Annotated in this window: 22 protein-coding genes and 3 tRNA genes; 9 read left to right on the top strand and 16 right to left on the bottom strand. The window is 64.4% G+C overall.

The window, feature by feature from the left end; genetic code table 11:
* Positions 1–54: 54 nt before the first annotated feature.
* Entirely contained in the window at positions 55–1,020 is a 966-nt protein-coding gene (locus NMQ11_RS14575) for a mechanosensitive ion channel family protein (protein WP_255169173.1), read from the bottom strand.
* 135 nt (positions 1,021–1,155) lie between these two features.
* Here NMQ11_RS14575 and NMQ11_RS14570 point away from each other — a divergent pair, with 135 nt between their 5' ends.
* The gene (locus tag NMQ11_RS14570) at positions 1,156–2,238 is read left to right on the top strand and encodes an aminopeptidase (RefSeq protein ID WP_255169172.1); all 1,083 of its coding nucleotides are present in this window, start codon (positions 1,156–1,158) and stop codon (positions 2,236–2,238) included.
* A gap of 45 nt (positions 2,239–2,283) precedes the next feature.
* Here the strand turns inward: NMQ11_RS14570 and NMQ11_RS14565 are convergent, their stop codons facing one another.
* The gene (locus NMQ11_RS14565) at positions 2,284–3,531 is read right to left on the bottom strand and encodes a polysaccharide deacetylase family protein (protein ID WP_255169171.1); all 1,248 of its coding nucleotides are present in this window, start codon (positions 3,529–3,531) and stop codon (positions 2,284–2,286) included.
* 332 nt (positions 3,532–3,863) lie between these two features.
* Between NMQ11_RS14565 and priL the strand changes: the two genes are divergently transcribed.
* On the top strand, positions 3,864–4,934 hold the full coding sequence (gene priL, locus NMQ11_RS14560; protein ID WP_255169170.1) for a DNA primase regulatory subunit PriL: 1,071 nt from the start codon (positions 3,864–3,866) through the stop codon (positions 4,932–4,934).
* A gap of 93 nt (positions 4,935–5,027) precedes the next feature.
* Here priL and NMQ11_RS14555 read toward each other — a convergent pair whose 3' ends face one another.
* Complete coding sequence (locus NMQ11_RS14555; RefSeq protein WP_255169169.1) at positions 5,028–5,288, bottom strand: DUF7472 family protein; 261 nt, start codon at positions 5,286–5,288, stop codon at positions 5,028–5,030.
* A gap of 159 nt (positions 5,289–5,447) precedes the next feature.
* On the opposite strand from NMQ11_RS14555, the gene NMQ11_RS14550 reads away from it, so the two are divergent.
* Positions 5,448–6,089 carry an SWIM zinc finger family protein gene (locus tag NMQ11_RS14550; protein ID WP_255169168.1) on the top strand — a complete coding sequence of 214 codons (642 nt, stop codon included), beginning with the start codon at positions 5,448–5,450 and terminating at the stop codon, positions 6,087–6,089.
* Between the two features lie 97 nt (positions 6,090–6,186).
* On the opposite strand, the gene NMQ11_RS14545 is transcribed toward NMQ11_RS14550, so the two are convergent.
* Together NMQ11_RS14545 and NMQ11_RS14540 are read right to left on the bottom strand one after the other, a co-directional pair.
* Positions 6,187–7,002, bottom strand: a complete 816-nt coding sequence (locus NMQ11_RS14545; RefSeq protein ID WP_255169167.1) for a hypothetical protein — start codon at positions 7,000–7,002, stop codon at positions 6,187–6,189.
* A gap of 805 nt (positions 7,003–7,807) precedes the next feature.
* A tRNA-Pro gene (locus NMQ11_RS14540) sits at positions 7,808–7,880 on the bottom strand.
* 83 nt (positions 7,881–7,963) lie between these two features.
* On the opposite strand from NMQ11_RS14540, the gene NMQ11_RS14535 reads away from it, so the two are divergent.
* The 3 genes from NMQ11_RS14535 (at position 7,964) to NMQ11_RS14525 (ending at position 9,259) form a co-directional block, all read left to right on the top strand.
* Positions 7,964–8,221, top strand: coding sequence for a pro-sigmaK processing inhibitor BofA family protein (locus NMQ11_RS14535; RefSeq protein ID WP_255169166.1), 258 nt, complete (start codon positions 7,964–7,966; stop codon positions 8,219–8,221).
* Between the two features lie 144 nt (positions 8,222–8,365).
* Entirely contained in the window at positions 8,366–8,851 is a 486-nt protein-coding gene (locus NMQ11_RS14530; RefSeq protein WP_255169165.1) for an Lrp/AsnC family transcriptional regulator, read from the top strand.
* A gap of 108 nt (positions 8,852–8,959) precedes the next feature.
* A complete protein-coding gene (locus tag NMQ11_RS14525; protein WP_255169164.1) occupies positions 8,960–9,259 on the top strand; it encodes a HalOD1 output domain-containing protein in 300 nt (99 codons plus the stop codon).
* 237 nt (positions 9,260–9,496) lie between these two features.
* Here NMQ11_RS14525 and NMQ11_RS14520 read toward each other — a convergent pair whose 3' ends face one another.
* The 9 genes from NMQ11_RS14520 to NMQ11_RS14480 all read right to left on the bottom strand — a co-directional run bounded on the left by NMQ11_RS14520 (position 9,497) and on the right by NMQ11_RS14480 (position 16,311).
* On the bottom strand, positions 9,497–11,551 hold the full coding sequence (locus NMQ11_RS14520) for a DEAD/DEAH box helicase (protein ID WP_255169163.1): 2,055 nt from the start codon (positions 11,549–11,551) through the stop codon (positions 9,497–9,499).
* A 97-nt stretch (positions 11,552–11,648) separates the two neighbouring features.
* Positions 11,649–12,014, bottom strand: a complete 366-nt coding sequence (locus NMQ11_RS14515) for a cupin domain-containing protein (RefSeq protein WP_255169162.1) — start codon at positions 12,012–12,014, stop codon at positions 11,649–11,651.
* 107 nt (positions 12,015–12,121) lie between these two features.
* Entirely contained in the window at positions 12,122–12,316 is a 195-nt protein-coding gene (locus NMQ11_RS14510) for a cold-shock protein (RefSeq protein ID WP_005554588.1), read from the bottom strand.
* Between the two features lie 81 nt (positions 12,317–12,397).
* Positions 12,398–12,655, bottom strand: a complete 258-nt coding sequence (locus tag NMQ11_RS14505; RefSeq protein WP_255169161.1) for a hypothetical protein — start codon at positions 12,653–12,655, stop codon at positions 12,398–12,400.
* A 43-nt stretch (positions 12,656–12,698) separates the two neighbouring features.
* Positions 12,699–13,388: a carbonic anhydrase gene (locus NMQ11_RS14500; protein WP_255169160.1), complete on the bottom strand. Its 690-nt coding sequence runs from the start codon at positions 13,386–13,388 to the stop codon at positions 12,699–12,701.
* A 517-nt stretch (positions 13,389–13,905) separates the two neighbouring features.
* Positions 13,906–14,808, bottom strand: coding sequence for a hypothetical protein (locus NMQ11_RS14495; protein WP_255169159.1), 903 nt, complete (start codon positions 14,806–14,808; stop codon positions 13,906–13,908).
* A gap of 217 nt (positions 14,809–15,025) precedes the next feature.
* Positions 15,026–15,607: a cupin domain-containing protein gene (locus tag NMQ11_RS14490; RefSeq protein WP_255169158.1), complete on the bottom strand. Its 582-nt coding sequence runs from the start codon at positions 15,605–15,607 to the stop codon at positions 15,026–15,028.
* 276 nt (positions 15,608–15,883) lie between these two features.
* The gene (locus NMQ11_RS14485; RefSeq protein ID WP_255169157.1) at positions 15,884–16,057 is read right to left on the bottom strand and encodes a hypothetical protein; all 174 of its coding nucleotides are present in this window, start codon (positions 16,055–16,057) and stop codon (positions 15,884–15,886) included.
* Positions 16,058–16,237: 180 nt separating this feature from the next.
* Positions 16,238–16,311: transfer RNA gene (locus tag NMQ11_RS14480), tRNA-Phe, on the bottom strand.
* Between the two features lie 216 nt (positions 16,312–16,527).
* Between NMQ11_RS14480 and NMQ11_RS14475 the strand changes: the two genes are divergently transcribed.
* A complete protein-coding gene (locus NMQ11_RS14475) occupies positions 16,528–16,965 on the top strand; it encodes a DUF7344 domain-containing protein (protein ID WP_255169156.1) in 438 nt (145 codons plus the stop codon).
* A gap of 225 nt (positions 16,966–17,190) precedes the next feature.
* Here NMQ11_RS14475 and NMQ11_RS14470 read toward each other — a convergent pair.
* A tRNA-Val gene (locus NMQ11_RS14470) sits at positions 17,191–17,264 on the bottom strand.
* A 62-nt stretch (positions 17,265–17,326) separates the two neighbouring features.
* Between NMQ11_RS14470 and NMQ11_RS14465 the strand changes: the two genes are divergently transcribed.
* Positions 17,327–17,818 (top strand): DUF192 domain-containing protein, encoded by a 492-nt coding sequence (locus NMQ11_RS14465; RefSeq protein ID WP_255169155.1) that lies wholly within the window; start codon positions 17,327–17,329, stop codon positions 17,816–17,818.
* A 57-nt stretch (positions 17,819–17,875) separates the two neighbouring features.
* Entirely contained in the window at positions 17,876–19,813 is a 1,938-nt protein-coding gene (locus NMQ11_RS14460) for an ABC transporter ATP-binding protein (protein ID WP_255169154.1), read from the top strand.
* Here NMQ11_RS14460 and NMQ11_RS14455 read toward each other — a convergent pair whose 3' ends face one another.
* Positions 19,814–20,158, bottom strand: coding sequence for a DUF5789 family protein (locus NMQ11_RS14455; protein WP_255169153.1), 345 nt, complete (start codon positions 20,156–20,158; stop codon positions 19,814–19,816).
* Positions 20,159–20,200: the final 42 nt, after the last annotated feature.

Here is a 20,200-nt window from a genome sequence, read left to right as displayed (position 1 = left end):
CGTTTACGGCAGCCGCTCGGACGGGCTCCTGTCCGTCAGTTCCGGCAAACCGTGTCAGTCCGCCGTTCGCTCCTCGCGAACCCGCTCGAGCGCCCCGTCGACGGACGCCGAACCGGCGTCCTCGAGGCCGACCCGCACCCGGCCGCTGGTCTCGTCGAAGACGTGGTGGGTGTGCGGGTACGCGATCTCCACGTCGACCTCTGCGAGGCGCTCCCAGGCGCGTTCCTGGACGTCCGAGCGAACCCGCAGCGGCAGGTACGGGCGCTCGACCCAGAAGCGCAGGTCGAGCAACACCCCGTGATCGGCGAACTCGCGGATGAACGCCCGCGGCTGGGCGGTAAACCGCGACTGCCCCACCCGGATGTCGGGGCCGCCGGTGATGACGCCCTCGACGTCGCGGGCGCTTCGCTCGAGCAATTGGCGCGCCGTCTCGAGGTCGCTCTCGTAGGTGACGAGCACCTCGACGGAGGCGCGGACGCGCTCGTCTTCGGCCGAGAGGTTCCGGATGTCGCGTTCGCGCATCGTCTCGTTGGGGACGACCAGAAACGCGTTGTCGAGGGTGAACACCTTGGTGTACCGGAGCGTGACGTCCTCGACGTAGCCGCGCTCGTCCTGCTCGACGAACTCGATCATGTCGCCGATGTCGTAGGGACGGTTGAGCAGGACGAACAGGCCGCTGACGTAGCTCCGGGCCGCGGGCGCGAGAATCGCGCCGGCGATCACGGAGAGCACCGTCACCGACAGCAGGACGTTCCGCGGCTGAAAGCCGAACACGCCCGCGACGGGGACGAGCGCGTACAGCACGAGGACGACTCGGCCGACCAACAGGACGGCTTTGGCGGTGGTTCGCCGGAGGAGTCGCTCCTCGAGTGTGGGTCGGACGCGATCGGCCGCCAGTCCGGAGCCGTACCAGACGGCGAGTGCGACGAGAACCGCCAGAAACCACGAGGTCGCGAGCGTTTCGGAGACGGCGTCGCCGACCGCCGTGATCGCACCGCCCGAGGAGTGTCCTGGGTGCATACTCGGGGCTTTCACGAACGGGCGAAAAGAACCCGACGTGGCAGTAGCCGGCCGCCGCCCGTGAGGGGGCGACGCCGGCGTCTGCGGGCGTTTCGATCCGAAAACGGTATGCCACGCCCGCAGAATTTGCCACGTATGGACCCACGTATCCGCGAGCACGCTGAAATCATCGCGAGCCACTCGGTGGATCTTCGGGAGGGCGACAACGTCGTCATCGACGCCCACCCGGTCGCCGAGGACCTGGTCGTCGCCCTCCACGAGGTCGTCGGCGACTACGGCGCACACCCCATCACCACGAGCCAGCGAACCGGCAAGCGCCAGCAGCGAGCCTACCTCCGCGCGTCGGATGGCGAGTTCGAAACGCCGGAACACGAGCTCGCGCTCATCGAGAACACCGACGTCTACATCGCGATCCGCGCGAGCGACAACGTCACGCAGACCAGCGACGTCTCCCCCGAGACGCAGGCCGCCTACAGCCAGGCCCACCAGCCGATCCTCGCGGAGCGGCTCTCGACGCGCTGGTGTCTCACGCAGTTCCCCGCGCCGGCGAACGCCCAGCTCGCGGAGATGAGCACCGAGGGCTACGAGAACTTCGTCTGGGACGCGGTCAACAAGGACTGGGACGAACAGCGCGACCACCAGGCGAACATGGTCGAAATCTTAGACCCCGCCGACGAGGTGCGGATCAAAAGCGGCGACACCACGGACGTCACGATGTCCGTTGACGGCAACCCCACGCTCAACGACTACGGCGAGCGCAACCTGCCGGGCGGGGAGGTGTTCACCGCGCCCGTCCCCGACAGCGTCGAGGGCGAGGTGCTGTTCGACATGCCGCTGTACCACCAGGGCCGGGAGATCACCGAGGTGTCTCTCGAGTTCGACGGCGGCGAGGTCGTCAGCCACTCCGCGGCGAAAAACGAGGACCTGCTCACCGAGGTGCTCAACACCGACGACGGCGCCCGCCGGCTGGGCGAACTCGGTATCGGGATGAACCGCGACATCGACCGCTTCACGTACAACATGCTGTTCGACGAGAAGATGGGCGACACCGTCCACATGGCCGTCGGTCGCGCCTACGACGACACCGTGGGCGAGGGCAACGAACAGAACGACTCGGCCGTTCACGTCGACATGATCGTCGACATGAGCGAGGACTCGTTCATCGAGGTCGACGGCGAGCGCGTCCAGGAGGACGGAACGTTCGTCTTCGAGAATTGAAGCCGGTCGTCTCCAGCTGTCAGGGGAGCGCCGGCGGCTCCTGGTTCACACGACGTACGAACTCTCGAGATCCGCCGGAGTTATGACCTCGAGATCGTTCCCTTCGAGTTCCGACACCGCCTCGAGGGTCTCCTCGAACGCCTCGCGGGACTCTTCCTCCTCGAGGCGGTAGTAGGCGAGCGTCGTGATGCCGCCGTACTCGGCGGTCAACTCGAGTATCCGCCGTGCGTCGTCGGCCGTCGGGTCCGAGACTCGCGAACAGAGATACGGGTTCGTCACGTACCCGTGTGCGGGGTAACGCCCGGCGAACGCGAGGTCGTGGTGCTCCTCGACGAGGGCGATCGTCTCCTCGTCGTACCTGCCGCCCGGATACGAGAAGTAGCCCGCGTCGTAGCCGTTGTCCGCGAGCCAATCGCGCGCGTCGGCGATCTCGTCCTCCTGGCTGCGGTCTTCGAGCGCCGTCAGGTCGTCGCCGTGGGCGGCCTGGCTCCCGACGACCCAGCCGTCGTCGGCGAGTTCCTCGAGTTGGCCTTCGGTGAGCCGATCGCCGTCGTGTTCGTCCTCCTCGGGGAGCCGTCCCGTCGGGACGAACGCCGCCGCGGGGTAATCGTGCTCCTCGAGCAGCGGCCGGGCGAACGTGTGGTGGGTCTCGTAGCCGCCGTCGAGGTGGATCATCACCTGCCCCGCGTTGGGTCGGTCGACCGTGTGGAGGTCGTCGACTCGAAGCTCGCCGCCGCCGTCGGAGCCGACCCAGAAGGCGATCTGGATCTCGACGATTTCGCTCAGATCGGGGTCGTCGTCGACCTCGGCGATGCCGAAGTTGCCGCGGGCGAACGGTAGCCCGCCGCCGACGTACTGGCGGAAGTCGATTCGGCCCCCGTCGTCGTCGAGCAGCTGGATCAGGGTCTCGCCACCCTCGGGCGTCGCCATCGCCAGCCCGGGGTGGCGGTCGGTGAAGTCCGTCGGGTCGTCGAGTTCGCGGACGATGCGAACCTGATCGCCCTCCTCGTCGGCCTCGAGCAGCGCCGACTGCGAGCCGGTGTACGACTCCTCCTCGTCGGCCGACAGCGAACCGACGACGGCCGACCAGGCGTCGAGATCCTCGAAGTCGTCGAACGAGTCCGTCTCGGCGTCCGTCGACTCCGTTTCCGTCTCCGTGTCGTCGTCCACCGGCTCGTCGTCGGTCGCCGAGTCGTTCGTCGGGCTCTCGTTCCCTGGGTCGTCGTCGTCGGCGCTCATACAGCCAGCGACCGCGATCGCGGCCGCCGTCGCGACGTAGGTGCGTCGTTTCATGGCGACCGGACCCGCAACAGGCCGCCGTATTGTTATATTACTGGTACGAAAAGCACCGTGAACGGACACTCGTGGTTCCCGACCATTACCGCCACTAACCTACTCGTACCGCAACATAAGCGCGGCCGAAAACTCTACCGAGTAATAGTGTATTAGCGACGGGCTCCGCGCTCTCTTCTCGCCGCTCGAGTTCGGGTTTCCGCGCCGCTCGGCCATCGCTCGACGGTACTTCGCGGGAGTTCGTTCGCGACGACGAGCGGTGTCTCGAGCGGGGACGAGTCACCGCCGCCCAATCACGACGCTTAACCCGACGCAGTAATATTTGATTACCGATGCAGCGACTGCACGCTCGCTACCCGTTCCTCGCGGCCGCCCGGGACGCCGTCGCCTCGGAGACGGTCGATCTGGCGACGGTCGTCGAACAGGATCGGGCCGTCGTCGACCGCGCCCGAGAGCGCGTGGTGGGCGCGCTCGAGGACGGCGAGATCGGCGACCCCCACCGGGACGTCCGCGTCGAGTTGCTCTCCTATCCGGTCGCCCGCGTGCTCGTCTCGCTGGTCGCCGAACGGATCCTCGTCCGGAAGTACGCCCGGGCCGAGGCGAGCGCCGCCTTCGAGCGGTTCACCGCCGACCTCGAGACGACGACCGAACTCCAGAGCGTCGAGTCGGCGGAACTCGACCTCGAGGCGCTGCTCGCGGAGTTCGATCTTCGCGAGTCGGTCGTCGAAACAGAAACCGGCTACGGGATCGCCGTCGGCACCTACCTGCCGCTGGCGGCCGACCTGTGGGAGGACGAGTGGCGCCTGGTCAACCGGGCGCTCGTCCGCGGCGAGGTGCCCGTCGACGAGGGAGAGCTTCGAACCCTGCTCCGGGAGGCGATCCGCGAGCGCGTCCAGGAGGGACTCCCGTTCGACGTCCCGCCGGCGATCGCGACCGCCCTCGAGGACGACGTCGAGGAGATCCGGGCGGTGCTCGCCGAGCTGGACCTGACCCGGGAGATCGACACGGTGGTTCCTGACCTGTTCCCGCCGTGCATGAAGGCCCTACTCGATGCGATTCAGAAGGGCGAGCACCTGCCACATCACTCCCGCTTTGCGATCACCGCCTTCCTGACGAGCATCGGGATGAGTACGGACGACATCGTCGACCTCTACCGGGTGAACTCGACGTTCGGCGAGGAGATGACCCGCTACCAGACCGACCACATCCGCGGGGACACCTCGCCGACGGACTACTCGCCGCCGTCGTGTGCGACGATGCAGTCCTACGGCGACTGCGTCAACAAGGACGACCTCTGTGAGCGCATTCCGCACCCGATGGCCTACTACGAGAACCGACTCGACGACGCAGACGAGGACGACCTCGAGGACTGGCGCGAGACCGCGGTCGACGGCGACGCCTGAGCGCCTTCTATACGCGCGAGAACACACTCTCGGACCGCCCTGGTGTACGTTTACCGGTGAGTGCCGACCGAGGGGGTAGTACCGCGGCCCGTCTCAGGCCGCGTTCTTCGTTTCGGCGTCCTCTTCCTCGAGACCGTCTTCGGGATCGTTCAGGGCGTAGGCGAGCCCGACGCCGATAAATGTCAATAATATTATGAATCCGATGATCGCGCCGACGAGCATCTCGCCACCCTCGGCGGTGAGTTCGGTGTCGTTCACCGTGTAGTTCGTTCCGATGCCGACCATGACGCCGATCATCAGGGCCACGGCGGTGACGGCGACGACGATTTCGATGATGCGCTCGCGCTCGAGCATTATACAACGCCTTTCCTCGGGGTCGCCAAAAGCGTATCGAACCCCCCGTACCGCCGATTTTCGGCGGCTGGACCACGCAGGCGGGCCCGTTATGCCTCTCGAGCGCCTACCGTATTCGAATAGCCGGACGAACGCACACACCCACCTCCGACGCAACCCATGAACACACGAGCGTCACCGAAAGCATCGCTACCCCTGCCGATCGACAGCCACCTCGACGAGCGCTCGCGCCGCGCACGCACCGAACCGATGTCGGTGCTCTCACTCGGCGACGGCCTCTACGAGGTCGAAGCGGCCAGCGGCAGCACCTACCTCGTCGATATGGACGCCGGGCGGTGTACCTGTCCGGATCACGTCTTTCGCGACGTGCGCTGTAAACACGTCCGGCGGGTCGCCATCGAGATCACCGAAGGCCGCACCCCGCCACCGGGCGAGAGGGCGGTTCCCTGTACGGACTGTGAACGCACCGTCTTCGTTCCCGAGGACGCCAGCGGGCCGTTCTACTGTCCGGCACACACCGTCTTCCCCGGCGACGCCGTCCGCGACCGCGAGACGGGCGACCACCTCACCGTCGTCGACGTCTCCGATCTGCGCGCCGACGCGGTCCACATCACCGCGGCCGACACGACCGTCGCCGACTACGGAACCAACGACCGCTACGACCCCGACGACCCCGTCGTCGGCGCGATCTACCCCCACGCCCGCGTCGCGAAAAACGGCGTCGTCCCCGACGCACTCCGGGTGTACGTCTTCCCGCGAACGCGACTCGAGAAGGTGACTCGAGAACCCGTGCTCGGCTAGCTACCAGCAATGCGACCGCCGCCCCCTGATCGCCGACCACCGTCGAGTTCGAACCTCGTTAGCGGTTTCTAGTACGTGATACTCGCTGTGTCGTTGCTCAACAGTCAGGGACGCAGTGGTCGCGACAGCTATCGTACTCGGCGTACGTTTCGGCTTCTTCGAAGCACGTTTCGCGGTCGAAGGTGCCGTCGTCGCGGTAGTAGTTGGTGCGGTGGGGGTGGGTCACCTCGTAGTCGTCGTCGGCCGCGTAGTCGTGATCCGGGTCGTGCTCGCGGGTTTCGTCGCGCTCGTCTTCGACCGTCACCCGCACGTCGTGTTCGTGATAGTGCTCGTGGATGTGCTCGTGCCGGTGCTCGATCGGGCGGGCGCGGCGTTTCTTCTCGACCCGAGCGGGCGGGGCGGACTCGGTTTCGGGCTCGGTGTGGCGTGTACACGGGTCCGAACCGGTGTACCCCGCCGACCGCTGGCTGATGGCGACGTTGAGGTCGCAGTGTTCGTTCGCGAGGTGTGTCACGCTGCCGGTAAAGAAGACGGTGACGCGCTGGCCGCCCCGGATCTCGAGACCGATCTCGCTGTCGAGGAACTCGGTCTCCTCGAGTGGCATGTACCGCTCGAGGCTGACCTTCCCGCTGGCGGCGAAGTACACTTCACGCGGGCAGTCCGAGCAGTTCTGGAACGTGATGCTCGAGGGTGCCCAGTCGCAGACGCCGTCGTCGCGACAGCCCACGGGTTTGCCGGTGCCACATGGATAGGTACAGACGCGGCCGTCGGTGTAGCGCCCGCCGGCCGTCGGCGGGTAGTCGCCGTCATCGTCACCGTCGTTTCCGGCCACGGTGCCGGCAATCGTGCCGACCGTGGCGGCACCGACCGCACCCAGAAGTGTCCGTCGACGGAGTGTATTCGCTGCTCCCATTGAACTGGGTAGTTACAGTTTGTCTCGGTATATAATGGTTCTACACACTCGTGTTGATATCTCTCGTTCGAGGAGCGTGGTGAGCGGTCGGATCGGACTCCATCTTTGTGGAGTTCCTCGACCACGCAGCCGAACGTGTGGGAGAGCGTCGGGACCAACGATAACACCGGGTGGCAACGTTCCGTTCAGAGACGACCGTGACGCTACCGCCGCAGCGGACCGTGGAGAGTCAGTACGGGGGACGAGAGCATCGGGTCGAAAACGACATCAGGTGTCCGGCGGAGTCGCCGTTGCTCGTTTTATAGTTCCACGGTCGGACAGGGGGTGAGACGGGGGAACCGGTTCCCCGATACCCCTGGTGTATCATGACGAGTTGGGTGCCCCACAGGGATGGCAATGGTGTCACGAGTGGGGTAATTGTCTTCGCTGTCGACCGTGAACCGGTGGCAGGGATGGTGCCTCTGACGCCCTTGCGGGCACGTGAGACCAAGCGACGAGGGGTTATTGAACGTGAGGATTATACCACTGTGTTATCGCTTCTTCAAGCGAGTTGGGAGTGAATACACGGTGAATTCGAGTCTATTGCACTCTATGAAATCCAGTTACAGAGAGTATCGTACCGACTGAAACGAGTTACCCACTGATCGAACGGTGGCTGTGCGATCGGGTGTGCAGTGACGTTCAGCGGCTACTAGAGAACCGCCCAGATTGTGAACTACGCCGTCGGCTCACTTCGTTCGTCGCCGTCTAGTTCAAATCCGGACTCTCCACTATTCGTTCCTCACGTCCGTTCGTCACAGAATAGTGGGACCGCCCGGATTTGAACCGGGGTCACGGGCACCCAAGGCCCGAAGTATACCAGGCTAACCCACGGTCCCGCATCGTCATTTCCGGACGGACGATATAAAGGGTTTCGTTCCGTGACGGAACCGATTTCAGGCCCGAGCACCTGGCTCAACGTATGGTTACCGGCCTCGAGATCCTGCTCTTACTGCTCGTTGTCGCCTTCTTCGTCGGCGCAACCCGCATTATTCGAACCGTCCAGCCGTTCATCGTTAACACGGTCGTCGGCCTGATTACGCTCTTTCTGGCCGAAGCGATCTTCGGCCTCGAGGTCGCCGTCACCGTCGTTGCACTCGTCATCGTCGCGATCGGCGGCTTTCCCGGTGCGTTGCTGGTGATCCTGCTCGCGCTGTTCGAGATCGCGTTCGTCCCGTAGTGGCGACCCGCCGTCGACTCCGGGCCGGAACACGGTCGTCAAGTGCCGCGCTGTGACGTCTCACGCCGATGAACGCCTCCCTCGTTCCGAGACCGTCCGACCACCGCGGTTCTGATAAAGGCACGCGTCCTCCGTACGAGGTAGATGCTGCCCGACCAACTCGACCGCACGGACATGGCGATCCTCCACCTGCTCCAGACGGACGCCCGAAACGCCACCACCGAGGAGATCGGAGAGCGCGTCGGACTTTCGTCCAGTTCCGTCGCCACCCGGATACGGGCGCTCGAGGACGAGGGGATCATCACCGGCTACGCGCCGGTCATCGACTACGAAGCCGCGGGGTTCGACCATCACGTGCTCATCAGAGCGACCGTCCCCGACGACGACCGCGATTCGATCGTCGAGAACGCGATCGAGATCTCGAACATCATCGCCCTCCGGGAACTGGTGACCAACGAGGGAAACGTGCTCGTCGAGGTCATCAGCCCGACGCAGGAGGGCGTCGAGGCGGCGATCGCGGAACTGAACGATCTCGAGATCGAGGTGCTGGATACGGAACTGCTGAAAACGGAGTTCACACAGGCGTTCGGTGCCTTCGGGGAGAAGTACGTGGTCGAAAGCGGGGAGTAATCCACCCGGCCGACCGCTGGTGGAAATTTTCCGGGACGTACTATATACCCGCGAGAAAACGCTAGATCCACGACAGCTTTTACCCCATCACGCCGGTAGCCCGAGGCGATGAGTGAGTCTGCACCTCCATCCGAACGCGGCGCGATGAGCCTCACGGTTATCGAAGCGATCGCGGCGGCAAAGTCGACGACTCCGGCGGAGCTGACGCCGCCGCTCTACGAGGCGATCGATCCGGAGGCGCTAAACGTGATCCTTCAGTCGGGTCACGGAGACAGCGTCACGGTGACCTTCGAGTACCAGGAGTTCGAGGTGACCGTTAGCGATTCCGGCGACGTTTCCGTCACTCCCGCAGAGAACGCGACCGCCGGTTCTCGAGCGGACGATCCCCAAACGCAGACACACGACTGAACGCGGGGGTCGTTCGAACCCTACGGCGACGGCCGGCGAACGGTGCTCGCGGGAGCGGCGACCGTCGGGCGTCGTCGCGACGCTCGAGCATCCGAAGTGCGATCACCACCGACCGATCGGAGTCTCCCTCCTCGATTCGGCCGGGCACACCCGCCGGATCGGTAGACTCTGTGCTTCGGCGCGGCCGTGTCAGTCGCTCGTTTTCAGCGGTTCGCGGTATCGGTACGGGGACGCCGGTTACAGCTCCGAATCTCGCAACTCGATATCCGCGATCAGGTCGTAGGGGTGGGCCTCCTTGCGAATCCCGTCGACGAGGGTGAACGCCTGACCCGGATTGAGGAAGTGCTGGGTGATCACTCGGCCGAGCGGCGTCGGTTCGAAGCCGTCGATGAACTCGTACTGTAACAGCTTGCCGAGGGCGTGTTTCGTCGGCACGTTTCCGAGCATCCGGTCGTTGAGCCGTTTGGCCGCCTTACCACCGACGGTGACGTTCGCGAGCGTCTCTTCGATCGCGGCGTCCTCGTCGTAGCGGGTCATCACCGGTTCCATCTCCCCCTTTAGCAGTTTGAACGCCACCTCGTCCTCCGTCATCTCCATCGAGTTGTGGTAGGCACAGTCGGGTTCGACGAGGACGTACACTGTCCCCTGATCGTGGTAGTCCGGGCGACCGGCCCGGCCGAGCATCTGGTGGAACTCCTGGACGGAAAGCCACTCGATCCCCATCGCCAGCGAGTCGAAGATCACCTGCGAGGCCGGGAAGTCGACCCCGGCGGCGAGCGCAGCAGTGGTGACCACCGCCGCCAGCTCCTGGTCGGCGAACTTCCGCTCGACGGTCTTGCGGCGCCTGTAGTCGAGCCCCGCATGGTAAGGGGCGGCCGAGTACTCGAGTTTCCGCGAGATCTCGTGACACCGTCTGCGGGAGTTGGTGAAGATGATCGTCTGTCCACGGTACCCCTTCGAGGATTCGGTGTCGAACGCCCGCCTGACGAGTTTGTTCTCGACGTTGACTTTCTCCTGGCCGTCGGCGAAGGTGACGTGGCGTTCGATCGGGACGGGTCGCTCCTCGAACTCGATGAGTGTTGACTCGAGGGCCGCCGCCAGCTTCTCGGGGTTGCCGACGGTCGCCGAGAGGTAAATCCACTGTGCGCCGCCGTACTCCTCCCGCTGCGCGGTGCGTCGCTCCGTGGTGTACTTGAGTCTCGAGATGAGCCCGTCGAGGCGGTGGCCCCGCTCGTCCTCTTTGAGGGTGTGGACCTCGTCGATGACGACGGTGCCGATGTCGCCCATCTCCTTGCCCGTCCGCAGGGCGTGGTCGATCCCCTCGTAGGTGCCGACGATCACGTCCGCGCCGGGGTCGAACCGGTTGCCGTCGTCGTTGATCCGGCTCGCGCCGACCCGGATGGTGACGTCGACCAAGTGGCCGTACTCCTCCCGGAAGTCCTCGTACTTCTGGTTCGCGAGCGCCACGAGGGGGACGAGAAACAGCATCTTCCCCTTCCCGTTGAGCACGCGGTTGATCCCGGCCATCTCGCCGACGAGCGTTTTCCCGGTCGCCGTCGCGCTCACGACGAGCTGGTCGTCTCCGTCAAAGAGGCCGTTTTCGACCGCGAGACTCTGGACCGGGAGCAGCGTCTCGAAGCGGTCCTCGAGCAGCCCCTGTAAGCCTGGATGGAGGTTCAGCGAGTCGACCCGGACGGGGTCGACCTCGTCGGTCGTCGCCGAAATCGTATCGAACTTCGTCAGGTCGGGGTCGAGGCGACCCTTGAGCAGGTTGACGATCCGCTCGAGGTCCTGAACCTCGAGCATCAGCTCCTCGAGGCGCTCTTTCGCGGCGCCGGTGACGTTCCCGACGTAGGAGAGTTCCCGCTCGAGCTCGCGCTCGGCGCAGTCCGTACAGATCCAGTCTGCGCCGTCCCGAACGGCGGTTCCGGTCGTCACCGGGGAGTACCGGCCCGCCGAGGCGCAGTACCGACAGGTGCGGACGACCTTGGCCTCGAGCTGGTAGCCGTCGAGCATCTCCTGGAGCTCCCGTCGCCCCCGCTTCGAGGTCTGCTCGGAGATCCGAATCCGGGCCGCCCGGCGGGCGAGTTCGACGAACTCGTCGGGTCGGCGGGGCTCCTCGCTGGAGCCGCGCTTGATGCGAAACTTGCTCGGGCGGGGGCCGGCCGCGGTCTCCGAGAGGCCCAGCTTCGCCCGGAACAGCCGCTCGTCGTCGCGGGTGACGACCACGAGGTAGTCCGACCCGGTCTCGTGACAGAAGAGCGTCTCGACGTCTGGGACCTGCTTCGACACTGGGAAAACCTACTCGAGCGGCGTACTTGAGCGGTTCGACTTCGTGATATCGCCCGCCGGTACCACCGACCGAAGCTGCTCACCCGCCGGCCGCTCGCTACTCGACCAGGTCGATCTCGTCGTCGCCGTTGGGAACCGCACAGATGAACGCGCCCGCCTCGTCGCCCTCGTTTCGGTACCAGTGGACGGTGTCGGCGGGGATCAACAGCGAGTCTCCCGCTTCGACCGCGTACTCTTCGTCTCCGATGCCGACGACGTACTCGCCCTCGAGGACGTACTGCTCGTGTTCGACGGCGTTCGTGTGTTTCGGGACCTCCGTTCCCGGCTCGAGGGTGAACCGCCGGATCGCGAAGTTCGGCGCGCCGTGTTCTTCGGCGATCAGGACGCCCTTCTCGAGGCCGTCTGCGGCGTCGACTGACTCGTACTCGATCTCCTCGCCCCGTCGGAGCAGTGGCTCGGCCATAGCCGTACCTGGGATGTCGTGGTACTAAAACCGACAGGATCGGCCGCGTCGCCACTCCCGGGTGTGAAATACAGTCAGTGAAGTGCCGATACTACCGCGAATTCGCCTTACAGGCGCTCGACGTTCGTCGCGCGCGGGCCCTTGGGGGCCTGCTCGATGTCGAACTCGAGTTCCTGTCCTTCCTCAAGGTCCGGGCCGCCGATGTCTTCCATGTGGAAGAACACGTCGTCGTCCGCGTCCTCAGTCTCGATGAATCCGTAGCCGCCAGTGTCGTTGAAGAAATCAACGGTTCCTTTCGCCATTGCTTCTGAACGGAGTGGCCGCCCACGGTTAACTCTTGTGTTGTGGCCATCCCGTTTCGAGCCGTCGACATCCGCTCCGGACTACCGCTCGCTCCGGGAGCCATCGCCGCCCTCGAGTCTGTGAACCGCCATCGAGACGAAGTAGACGAGGATAAAGAGGAGAAAGCCGACGACGAGGCCGACGAGCTCCCGCGTTCCGAGGCCGCTCGGACTGGTCAGCGCGAGCAGAACGAGCGCGAGGACGAACACGAACAGGGTGAACACGCCCACGGCGTAGTAGAACCCGGTGTCGCTCTCGAGGTACCCCCAGAGGTGATCCCAGATCGGCGGCCGTGGCATACGTCGTCTTTCGGACCGAGAGACAATAACCTGACGTCAGCGGTCAGTACAGCAGACTCGCGGCGGCGTCCGCCTCGGACTCCGGAAGCCGTCTTGCGATCTCGGGCGGGCGGGTTTCTCCCTCGAGGTTGACAAGGTACGCCCGCCCCGGCGCGTCGCCGTAGACGCCGTGGACGTCGTAGACGAAGCCGTACACCGCGACGTCTGCCGGCATATCCGCCGAGTTCCGCAGGAACCGCGCCTGGTAGTCGACGTTGTACTCGACGAGCTGGTTGACGGTCGTCCACTCGTCGTCCTCCTCGATGAGGTCGCTCTCGAGGGCCTCCTCGACGACCGGGACGAGCATCTCGACCCACTTCGCGACGCCCTGCGGTTCGGGCGGCTCCGCTCCCGTCGCGACGCGGTAGGCGGCGGTGACGGCACCGCAGCCGGTGTGGCCGACGATGGCGACCGCGTCCGTCCCCGTGTGATAGACCGGATACAGCAGGCTCCCGTCGACGATGCGCTCGCCCCGGTGGTCGTCCCAGACCTGATTGCCGATGTTGCTCGGCGTGAAGACGGCGCCCGGCCGGTCGGTGTGCCACATCCCCTCCTGGGAGACGCGCGAATCCGAACAGCAGATCGTCACCACGTCCGGGTGCTGTTCGTCTTCTACCGGCGCGAAGTAACCGTCCGGAAGCTCGGCCGCGTGGGCCCGGTTACCCGCGAGCAACTCGAGTAGTACCTCGTCCATACGCGCAACTGGTATCGCGCACGGACAAAACGATTGTTCATCGCCTGCGTGTGAACGGTCGCGAGGACCGTTCACGCGACCGTTCAAACGAGTCCACGGTCGTTCATTCCGTAAAGTCGTCTCAACGACCGTTCATCTGGGTGAAGTTTCATCGGGTCTTATACGATCGCTCCGCACTGGCCAGCGTACGATGACTGACGACCTTTCGTGCCGTCTCGAGCACCACCTCGAACAGGCGCTCGAGCACAGCGACGACGAGACGACGCGGTACCACCTCCGGGAAGCGTTACACCTGCTGCAGACGTAATCGATCCGCCGACGGCCGACCGACTGTCCGTCTCCGATCTACGAGCGCGCTTGCTTGCGTATCGGACGATCAGTTCGCTCTCGAACGGCCAGAGTGGCCGCCGTCAGGATTCGAATCCTGCTGAGACGTTTCTGAGGTGTGACTCGCCGGCGTCGGTTCGCTGCGACCACGTGGGCTGCGAGGACTCACTTGTCGATCGCGGTCGAGCGATCACCGCCGCTCCATCAGCACGTACAGCGCCGATAGACCCACGAGATAGACCGTGATGCCTCCGAGAACGACCCACATGATCGGGTTCGCCGAATCCACGTCACCCCAGGATCGAGCAAACCCGACGAGTAGCAATCCGAACCAGATGACCAGACTCTCGATTGGAATTTTGGCTGCACTCCTGCGGGTTTCGAACGCGAAGAAGACGCTGACGACGCTGAACACGAAGGCCCATCCCAGCAACACCCGGGCGGTGAGTGGGCTTACTGCCCACGGCCACCGGTCGATCATCGGCTCCGGCCAGACGAACAGAATCAGGATCGCCGCCGTCAGCACGACGCCGACGAAACCGCTCGTCCACCGGACGACGGACGGAACCGCCGCGTCGTCGGGCGAACCGTTCCCGGTGGTCGTTTCTCCTCCCGTTACGTAACCGGGTGCCGGTTTCCCGGGATCGGTCCGACCGTTGTACACCCAGAGGGCAGGAATGAGGACCGGCGTCACCACGTAGAGAAACACCCACAGCCACGTGGAGAAGTGGCCGTGCGTGAAGGCGTCCCAGTGGAGGACCGTCGCGACCCCCATTGCGAGGGTGAACACGGCGATGCCGGGAAACAGGACGTGAACGCGATGCCACTCGTCGGTCGTGACGACTCGGTAAAAGAAGTACACGCCGGCACCGTACCCGGCCCCCATCAGCAGCGGAGTGAGATCGGGGGAGATCCCCCAGGCGAAGTACCGTTCCGTGCTACCCGGCGCCCCGTACAGTGAGACGAACGCCAGGAACAACACCGGAGCGATCACGTACCCGCTCCACCGTGTAATTCTGAGCACCCGGTCGTCGCGGGGAATCCCATCGCCCTGGGTTGTGTCGACCGACCGCTTGCGTATGCGCTCTCCCATGACATGTGTTTGCACACAACAATCATAACTCTGCCTGTGTGGACGGCGGCCACCAACCTTCGTCTGCGCCGTCGCAACTGGACAACTATACGGTAACAACATTGTACACCTGTCGCAATGTTCGCAGTTCTCGTTCGCGTTGCTAACTCCGAACCGCGTTTCGTCCCACGGCCGGGTCGGCACTGACTTTCAGTGGCCGCTATCGGTCACGGTCGATTCAATCGAGGTCGTAACTCTCCCGGTAGCCGAGTCGACGCCCGAGGGGCGCGAGGAGGCGAGCGAGTTTCTTCTGAACCGTGACGGGGACTCCCGTCGGGTACAACTGGTCTGGATACGCCGCCACAGTCACCGCGAACTGGAGCGGCTTTAGCCGCCCGTCCTTCCCCGTTTCACCCCTCTGTGCGAGAACGTACAGCGTCTCCGTGAGTTCCTGTGCGTCGAGCGCCGGACGAAACTCCAGCACGACGCGACTCGGCTCGGCGAGCGGGTTCCAGACCCGGTGAGGAACCCCCGCCGGAAGCGTTACGGTGTCGTCCGGTCCGAGTATCTCCTCGCGGCCTTCGAACGCGACGCCCAGCCCTCCCGAGAGCACCCGCCAGCGTTCCGACTGCTGTGGGTGAACGTGCTCCGTCGGGAAGTCGATCGGCCACGGTTCGTGCTCGAGACCGAGCGCTTTCCCGACCGCTTCGTCGCCAGGGTGGAACGTGAGTTCGAACCTGACGAACTCACCCTCCGTTTCGTCCGACGTTTTCCGGGTGACGAGCGGGTTCTCCCCGCGGTCCGGCTGTCGAGTAGACATGGTGTGGGAGTCTTCCGGTTAGGTCGATGTCCTGTGTAGAGTTAACATCTCTCATTAGTCGTTCGATCCGTGGCAGGGACCGGACGACGCGAGTGCCGTCCCCACGACCTCGGTGTCACGCCCGCCGTTCGAAACGTCTGGGCGGAAAGCGCCGCCGCGATGGACCTTCACTCGACGACGGGGCGGTCGTCGTCGCGTTCGCCGATCCGCCGGCGAACGATGTCCAGTTGCGGTGGGGTTTCGAGATCAGCCGCTGACTCGTGGCCGGCCGACCCGTTATTCGCGTTCGGCCGTCCGGAGCGTTTCGGCCGCCTCCTCGAGCGAGTCTACGGGACCATCGCGCTCGTACTCGTAGAGGAGCCACGTGTCGGCCTCGTTTGTGGCGACGGCAGCCGCACGGTCGGCGACGCCGGTCTCGAGACCGACGTCCTTGACGCGCGCTACACCCACAGGGCAGCTCGACCTTCAGTCGAGTCCGGTAACTTCTCGAGTGAGAGTCGCGTAAAATCCGGATACCGCCTCCCGGATTATGAACTACGCCCGAGAACCTGCTCGCTTCGCTCGCAGAACCTCGGTCTAGTTCAAATCCGGGCGGGAGCATTTTCACTGCTCACGTTGTTCGCAGAAAAATGCCGCCTCCCGGATTTGAACCGGGGACAGCTCGATCTTCAGTCGAGTGCTCTCCCAGTCTGAGCTAAGGCGGCGCACCTCAACCTCCGTCGATGACGTAAAAAAGGATTTCGAATGCCGGCCGTTTCGTCGCCACGCTCGTAGTTCCCGCCTCGAGCGGCGTCAATCGGCGCCTAAGCAACCATTATGCAGACCGGACAGTCTCGCGAAGATAAGGGGCTCAAGCCCTGTCTGTTGGATTTGCGGATATTCAAGACACCCTTTTGCGGCCGGAGAGATTCTATTGTGTTATGGAAGCGCTTACCACGGATAAGGAGTCATCGAGATTGACTGCTGATACGATTCTCGAGTTGCTCGCCAACCGGCGTCGGCGATACCTGCTCTACGCGCTCCGTGGGTACGACCAGCCGATCGAACTCTCGTCGCTGGCCGAACAGGTCGCCGGCTGGGAGCACGATGTCCCTCCCGAGGAGGTCGCCAAGAACGAGTACAAGAGCGTTTACGTCTCGTCCGTGCAGTGTCACGTTCCCAAACTCGCCGACGCGAACGTCGTCAACCACGACGAGAACAACCACTCCGTCATCCTCTCGGAGAACGCAACCCAGCTCGAGCCGTACCTCCGGCTGGTAATCAAGGACGAACCGGAGAACTCGAGGCTCCACGCGGAGCTCCAGGCGGAATCCGGCGACGGGCTCATCGGCCAGCTCCGGGCTCGACTGACTCACTGACCGATGAGCCGGCTGTGCACCGATTTCGACCGCCAGTCTTCTCTACGTTCGTTTTCTCGCGGTGCTATTTTTTCGTCAGTAGTAGGCTCGGGCGGGTTCGAACTACGCGAAGACGGTCCCGCTCGCCTCGTTTCGCTCGGCTTCGCGGGCTGCGACTTCTCTACTTCGAACCCGCCACTCGCATCACGGCGCTGTCGCTCACGTACTTGTTCGCGACAGCAACAGTGGGCTCGGGCGGGTTCGAACCACCGACCTCGGCCTTGTAAAGGCCGCGTCATAACCAGCTAGACCACGAGCCCGTACGCTACTGAAACCGGCGCGCCCGAATAACCTTTACTTTCTCGTCCCACAGTGACACTGGATGAACCGCGAGACCGTCTGGAAGTCCCTCCTGTTCGCCGCCGTCGCGGTGTTCGTCGGGTTCGTACTCGTCCAGATCGGTCTCCTCCCGTCGCCGTTCACCGAGGACCGGGCGACCGTGACCGTCGTCGACGGCGACAACTCGACGCTGGCGACCGTCGACGCCGACGTCGCCGACACCTGGCGGGAGCGCTACACGGGACTCAGCGACCACGACTCCCTCGAGAACGGCTCCGGAATGCTGTTCGTCCACTCGAGCGGGGACGAGCGCACCTACGTCATGCGAGAGATGGACTTCGACATCGACATCATCTTCGTCGGAAGCGACGGCGAGATCACGACGATTCACCACGCGCGGGCGCCCGAACCCGGCGAGGACGGCGAGGATCTGCGCTACTCGGGGCGAGCGCAGTGGGTGCTCGAGGTGCCTCGGGGCTACGCGAACGAAACCGGCATCGACGTCGGCGACGAGGTTCGCATCGAGTACGAGTAGCGGGGTATTTCGATTCGTAGGCAACGTTTATTGCTGACCGTCCATTCAGTCGGGGTAATGAGCAGCGTCGACTGGGAAAAAGACGATCCGTTCGAGGAGCAACGGGAGAACATCGATAGCCCGATGCGCCGGTTGCTCTTCGAGTTCGGTCGTCCCTACTGGTTCTCCGTGACTGTTGGAACGCTCGCGAGTATCTTTGCGAGGGCGCTCGATCTTCTCCCCGCGCTCCTCCTCGGTGTGGCGATCGACTCCCTGTTCGGCGACGCGCTGTTTCACGACCAGGTGCCGCTGAGCGCCCTCCCCGAATCCTGGCTGCCCGCGACCCAGGACGGCCAGTTCTGGTTCGTCGTCGTCGCCATCGCCGGCTCGTTCGCGCTCGGGGCGATCTTTCACTGGGTCCGCAACTGGGGCTTTAACTCGTTCTCCCAGGACATCCAGCACGACGTCCGGACGGCGACCTACGACAAGATGCAGCGTCTCGACATGGAGTTCTTCTCGAACAAGCAGACGGGGGAGATGATGTCGGTGCTTTCGAACGACGTCAACCAGCTCGAGCGCTTTCTCAACGACGGGCTGAACTCGGCGACGCGGCTGATCGTGATGGTCGTCGGAATCGGCTTCCTGCTGTTCTGGCTCAACCCGCAGCTGGCGTTGATCTCGCTGGCACCCGTGCCGCTGATCGCGATCTTCACCTACATCTTCGTCAAGAAGATCCAGCCGAAGTACGCCGCCGTCCGCTCGTCGGTCGGAAAAGTCAACTCCCGACTCGAGAACAATCTGGGCGGCATTCAGGTGATCAAGTCCTCGAACACCGAGGAGTTCGAGTCCGACCGCGTCGACGACGTCTCGCGCAAGTACTACAACACGAACTGGGGCGCCATCTGGCTGCGCATCAAGTTCTTCCCCGGTCTCCAGCTGATCTCGGGGATCGGCTTCGTCCTGACGTTCGTCGTCGGCGGCTACTGGGTGTTCACGGGGACGGCGCCGGGGCCGTTCACCGGTACGCTGCAGACCGGGACGTTCGTCATCTTCATCCTCTATACCCAGCAACTCGTCTGGCCGATGGCGCAGTTCGGGCAGGTGATCAACATGTACCAGCGCGCCGAGGCCTCGAGCGAGCGCATCTTCGGTCTGATGGACGAACAGGGGCGCATCGAGACAGACAGCGACGCGGACCCGCTCGAGGTACAGAACGGCTACGTCAAGTACGACGACGTCACGTTCGGCTACAACGACGAGGAGACGATCCTCGCAGACGTCAGCTTCGACGTGCCGGGCGGCGAGACGCTCGCGCTGGTCGGCCCGACCGGCGCCGGCAAGTCGACGGTCCTCAAGCTCCTCTTGCGCTTACACGACGTCGACGAGGGGTCGATCCGGATCGACGGTCAGGACATTCGGGACGTCTCGCTACCGAGCCTGCGCCAGTCGATGGGCTACGTCGGCCAGGAGTCGTACCTCTTCTACGGCACCGTCGAGGAGAACATCACCTACGGCACGTTCGACGCCAGTCGCGAGGAGATCGTCGAGGCGGCCAAGGCCGCCGAAGCCCACGACTTCATCCAGAACCTCCCCGACGGCTACGACACGATGGTCGGCGAGCGCGGTGTCAAACTCTCCGGCGGCCAGCGCCAGCGGGTCGCCATCGCCCGCGCGATCCTCAAGGACCCGGACATCCTGATCTTAGACGAGGCGACCAGCGACGTCGACACCGAAACCGAGATGCTGATCCAGCGTTCGATCGACCGGCTCACCGAGAACCGGACGACGTTCGCGATCGCCCACCGGCTCTCGACGATCAAGGACGCCGACAAGATCGTCGTCCTCGAGGGCGGCGAGATCGTCGAGCGGGGCACGCACGACGAACTGCTCGCCAACGACGGTCTCTACGCCCACCTCTGGGGGGTCCAGGCCGGCGAGATCGACGAACTCCCCCAGGAGTTCATCGAACGCGCCCAGCAGCGGACCGCCCGCACCGAGGCGCGCCAGGACGACTGATCAGAAGGAGTCCTCTTCGTCCTGGCCCTCCTGGCCGGGTGCGCCCTCTTCCTGTCGGTCCTCACCCGGCGCCGGGGGCGTTCGGTCGCTGTAGTTCTTCCGGCCGATCGCCTCGTCGCCGACCATGTTCATGATCGCCTGCTCGACCTCGTCGTAGGAGGCGTACTCGTCCTCGTTCAGCGGCTCGAGGAGTTCGCCGAAACTCGTCTCGTCCGACGCGAGATCGATCGTCTCGTCGCCGTAGGCCTCGAGCAGTTCGTCCTGGCTCGCCGGGTAGTCGTGGTTCTGTAGCTGCGTGCCCAGCTCGCCCAGTTCGACGCCCTGCTGACGGGTTTCGTCGTCCATGTGTGGTCAGTCGGGAGGCGGCCGGTTACCGTTTCACCCTGC

It is taken from the genome of Natrononativus amylolyticus, assembly GCF_024362525.1.
Lineage (GTDB): Archaea > Halobacteriota > Halobacteria > Halobacteriales > Natrialbaceae > Natrononativus > Natrononativus amylolyticus.
This window is presented reverse-complemented; position numbering and strand designations above follow the sequence as displayed.

Coding starts and splice junctions, on each gene's coding strand:
- NMQ11_RS14550 (WP_255169168.1), top strand. CDS start 5,448: ATGAACACACGAGCGTCACCGAAAGCATCGCTACCCCTGCCGATCGAC.
- NMQ11_RS14465 (WP_255169155.1), top strand. CDS start 17,327: ATGAACCGCGAGACCGTCTGGAAGTCCCTCCTGTTCGCCGCCGTCGCG.
- NMQ11_RS14565 (WP_255169171.1), bottom strand. CDS start 3,531: ATGAAACGACGCACCTACGTCGCGACGGCGGCCGCGATCGCGGTCGCT.
- NMQ11_RS14530 (WP_255169165.1), top strand. CDS start 8,366: ATGCTGCCCGACCAACTCGACCGCACGGACATGGCGATCCTCCACCTG.
- NMQ11_RS14505 (WP_255169161.1), bottom strand. CDS start 12,655: ATGCCACGGCCGCCGATCTGGGATCACCTCTGGGGGTACCTCGAGAGC.
- NMQ11_RS14490 (WP_255169158.1), bottom strand. CDS start 15,607: ATGTCTACTCGACAGCCGGACCGCGGGGAGAACCCGCTCGTCACCCGG.
- NMQ11_RS14500 (WP_255169160.1), bottom strand. CDS start 13,388: ATGGACGAGGTACTACTCGAGTTGCTCGCGGGTAACCGGGCCCACGCG.
- NMQ11_RS14475 (WP_255169156.1), top strand. CDS start 16,528: ATGGAAGCGCTTACCACGGATAAGGAGTCATCGAGATTGACTGCTGAT.
- NMQ11_RS14570 (WP_255169172.1), top strand. CDS start 1,156: ATGGACCCACGTATCCGCGAGCACGCTGAAATCATCGCGAGCCACTCG.
- NMQ11_RS14575 (WP_255169173.1), bottom strand. CDS start 1,020: ATGCACCCAGGACACTCCTCGGGCGGTGCGATCACGGCGGTCGGCGAC.
- NMQ11_RS14525 (WP_255169164.1), top strand. CDS start 8,960: ATGAGTGAGTCTGCACCTCCATCCGAACGCGGCGCGATGAGCCTCACG.
- NMQ11_RS14455 (WP_255169153.1), bottom strand. CDS start 20,158: ATGGACGACGAAACCCGTCAGCAGGGCGTCGAACTGGGCGAGCTGGGC.
- NMQ11_RS14495 (WP_255169159.1), bottom strand. CDS start 14,808: ATGGGAGAGCGCATACGCAAGCGGTCGGTCGACACAACCCAGGGCGAT.
- priL (WP_255169170.1), top strand. CDS start 3,864: ATGCAGCGACTGCACGCTCGCTACCCGTTCCTCGCGGCCGCCCGGGAC.
- NMQ11_RS14555 (WP_255169169.1), bottom strand. CDS start 5,288: ATGCTCGAGCGCGAGCGCATCATCGAAATCGTCGTCGCCGTCACCGCC.
- NMQ11_RS14510 (WP_005554588.1), bottom strand. CDS start 12,316: ATGGCGAAAGGAACCGTTGATTTCTTCAACGACACTGGCGGCTACGGA.
- NMQ11_RS14535 (WP_255169166.1), top strand. CDS start 7,964: ATGGTTACCGGCCTCGAGATCCTGCTCTTACTGCTCGTTGTCGCCTTC.
- NMQ11_RS14460 (WP_255169154.1), top strand. CDS start 17,876: ATGAGCAGCGTCGACTGGGAAAAAGACGATCCGTTCGAGGAGCAACGG.
- NMQ11_RS14545 (WP_255169167.1), bottom strand. CDS start 7,002: ATGGGAGCAGCGAATACACTCCGTCGACGGACACTTCTGGGTGCGGTC.
- NMQ11_RS14515 (WP_255169162.1), bottom strand. CDS start 12,014: ATGGCCGAGCCACTGCTCCGACGGGGCGAGGAGATCGAGTACGAGTCA.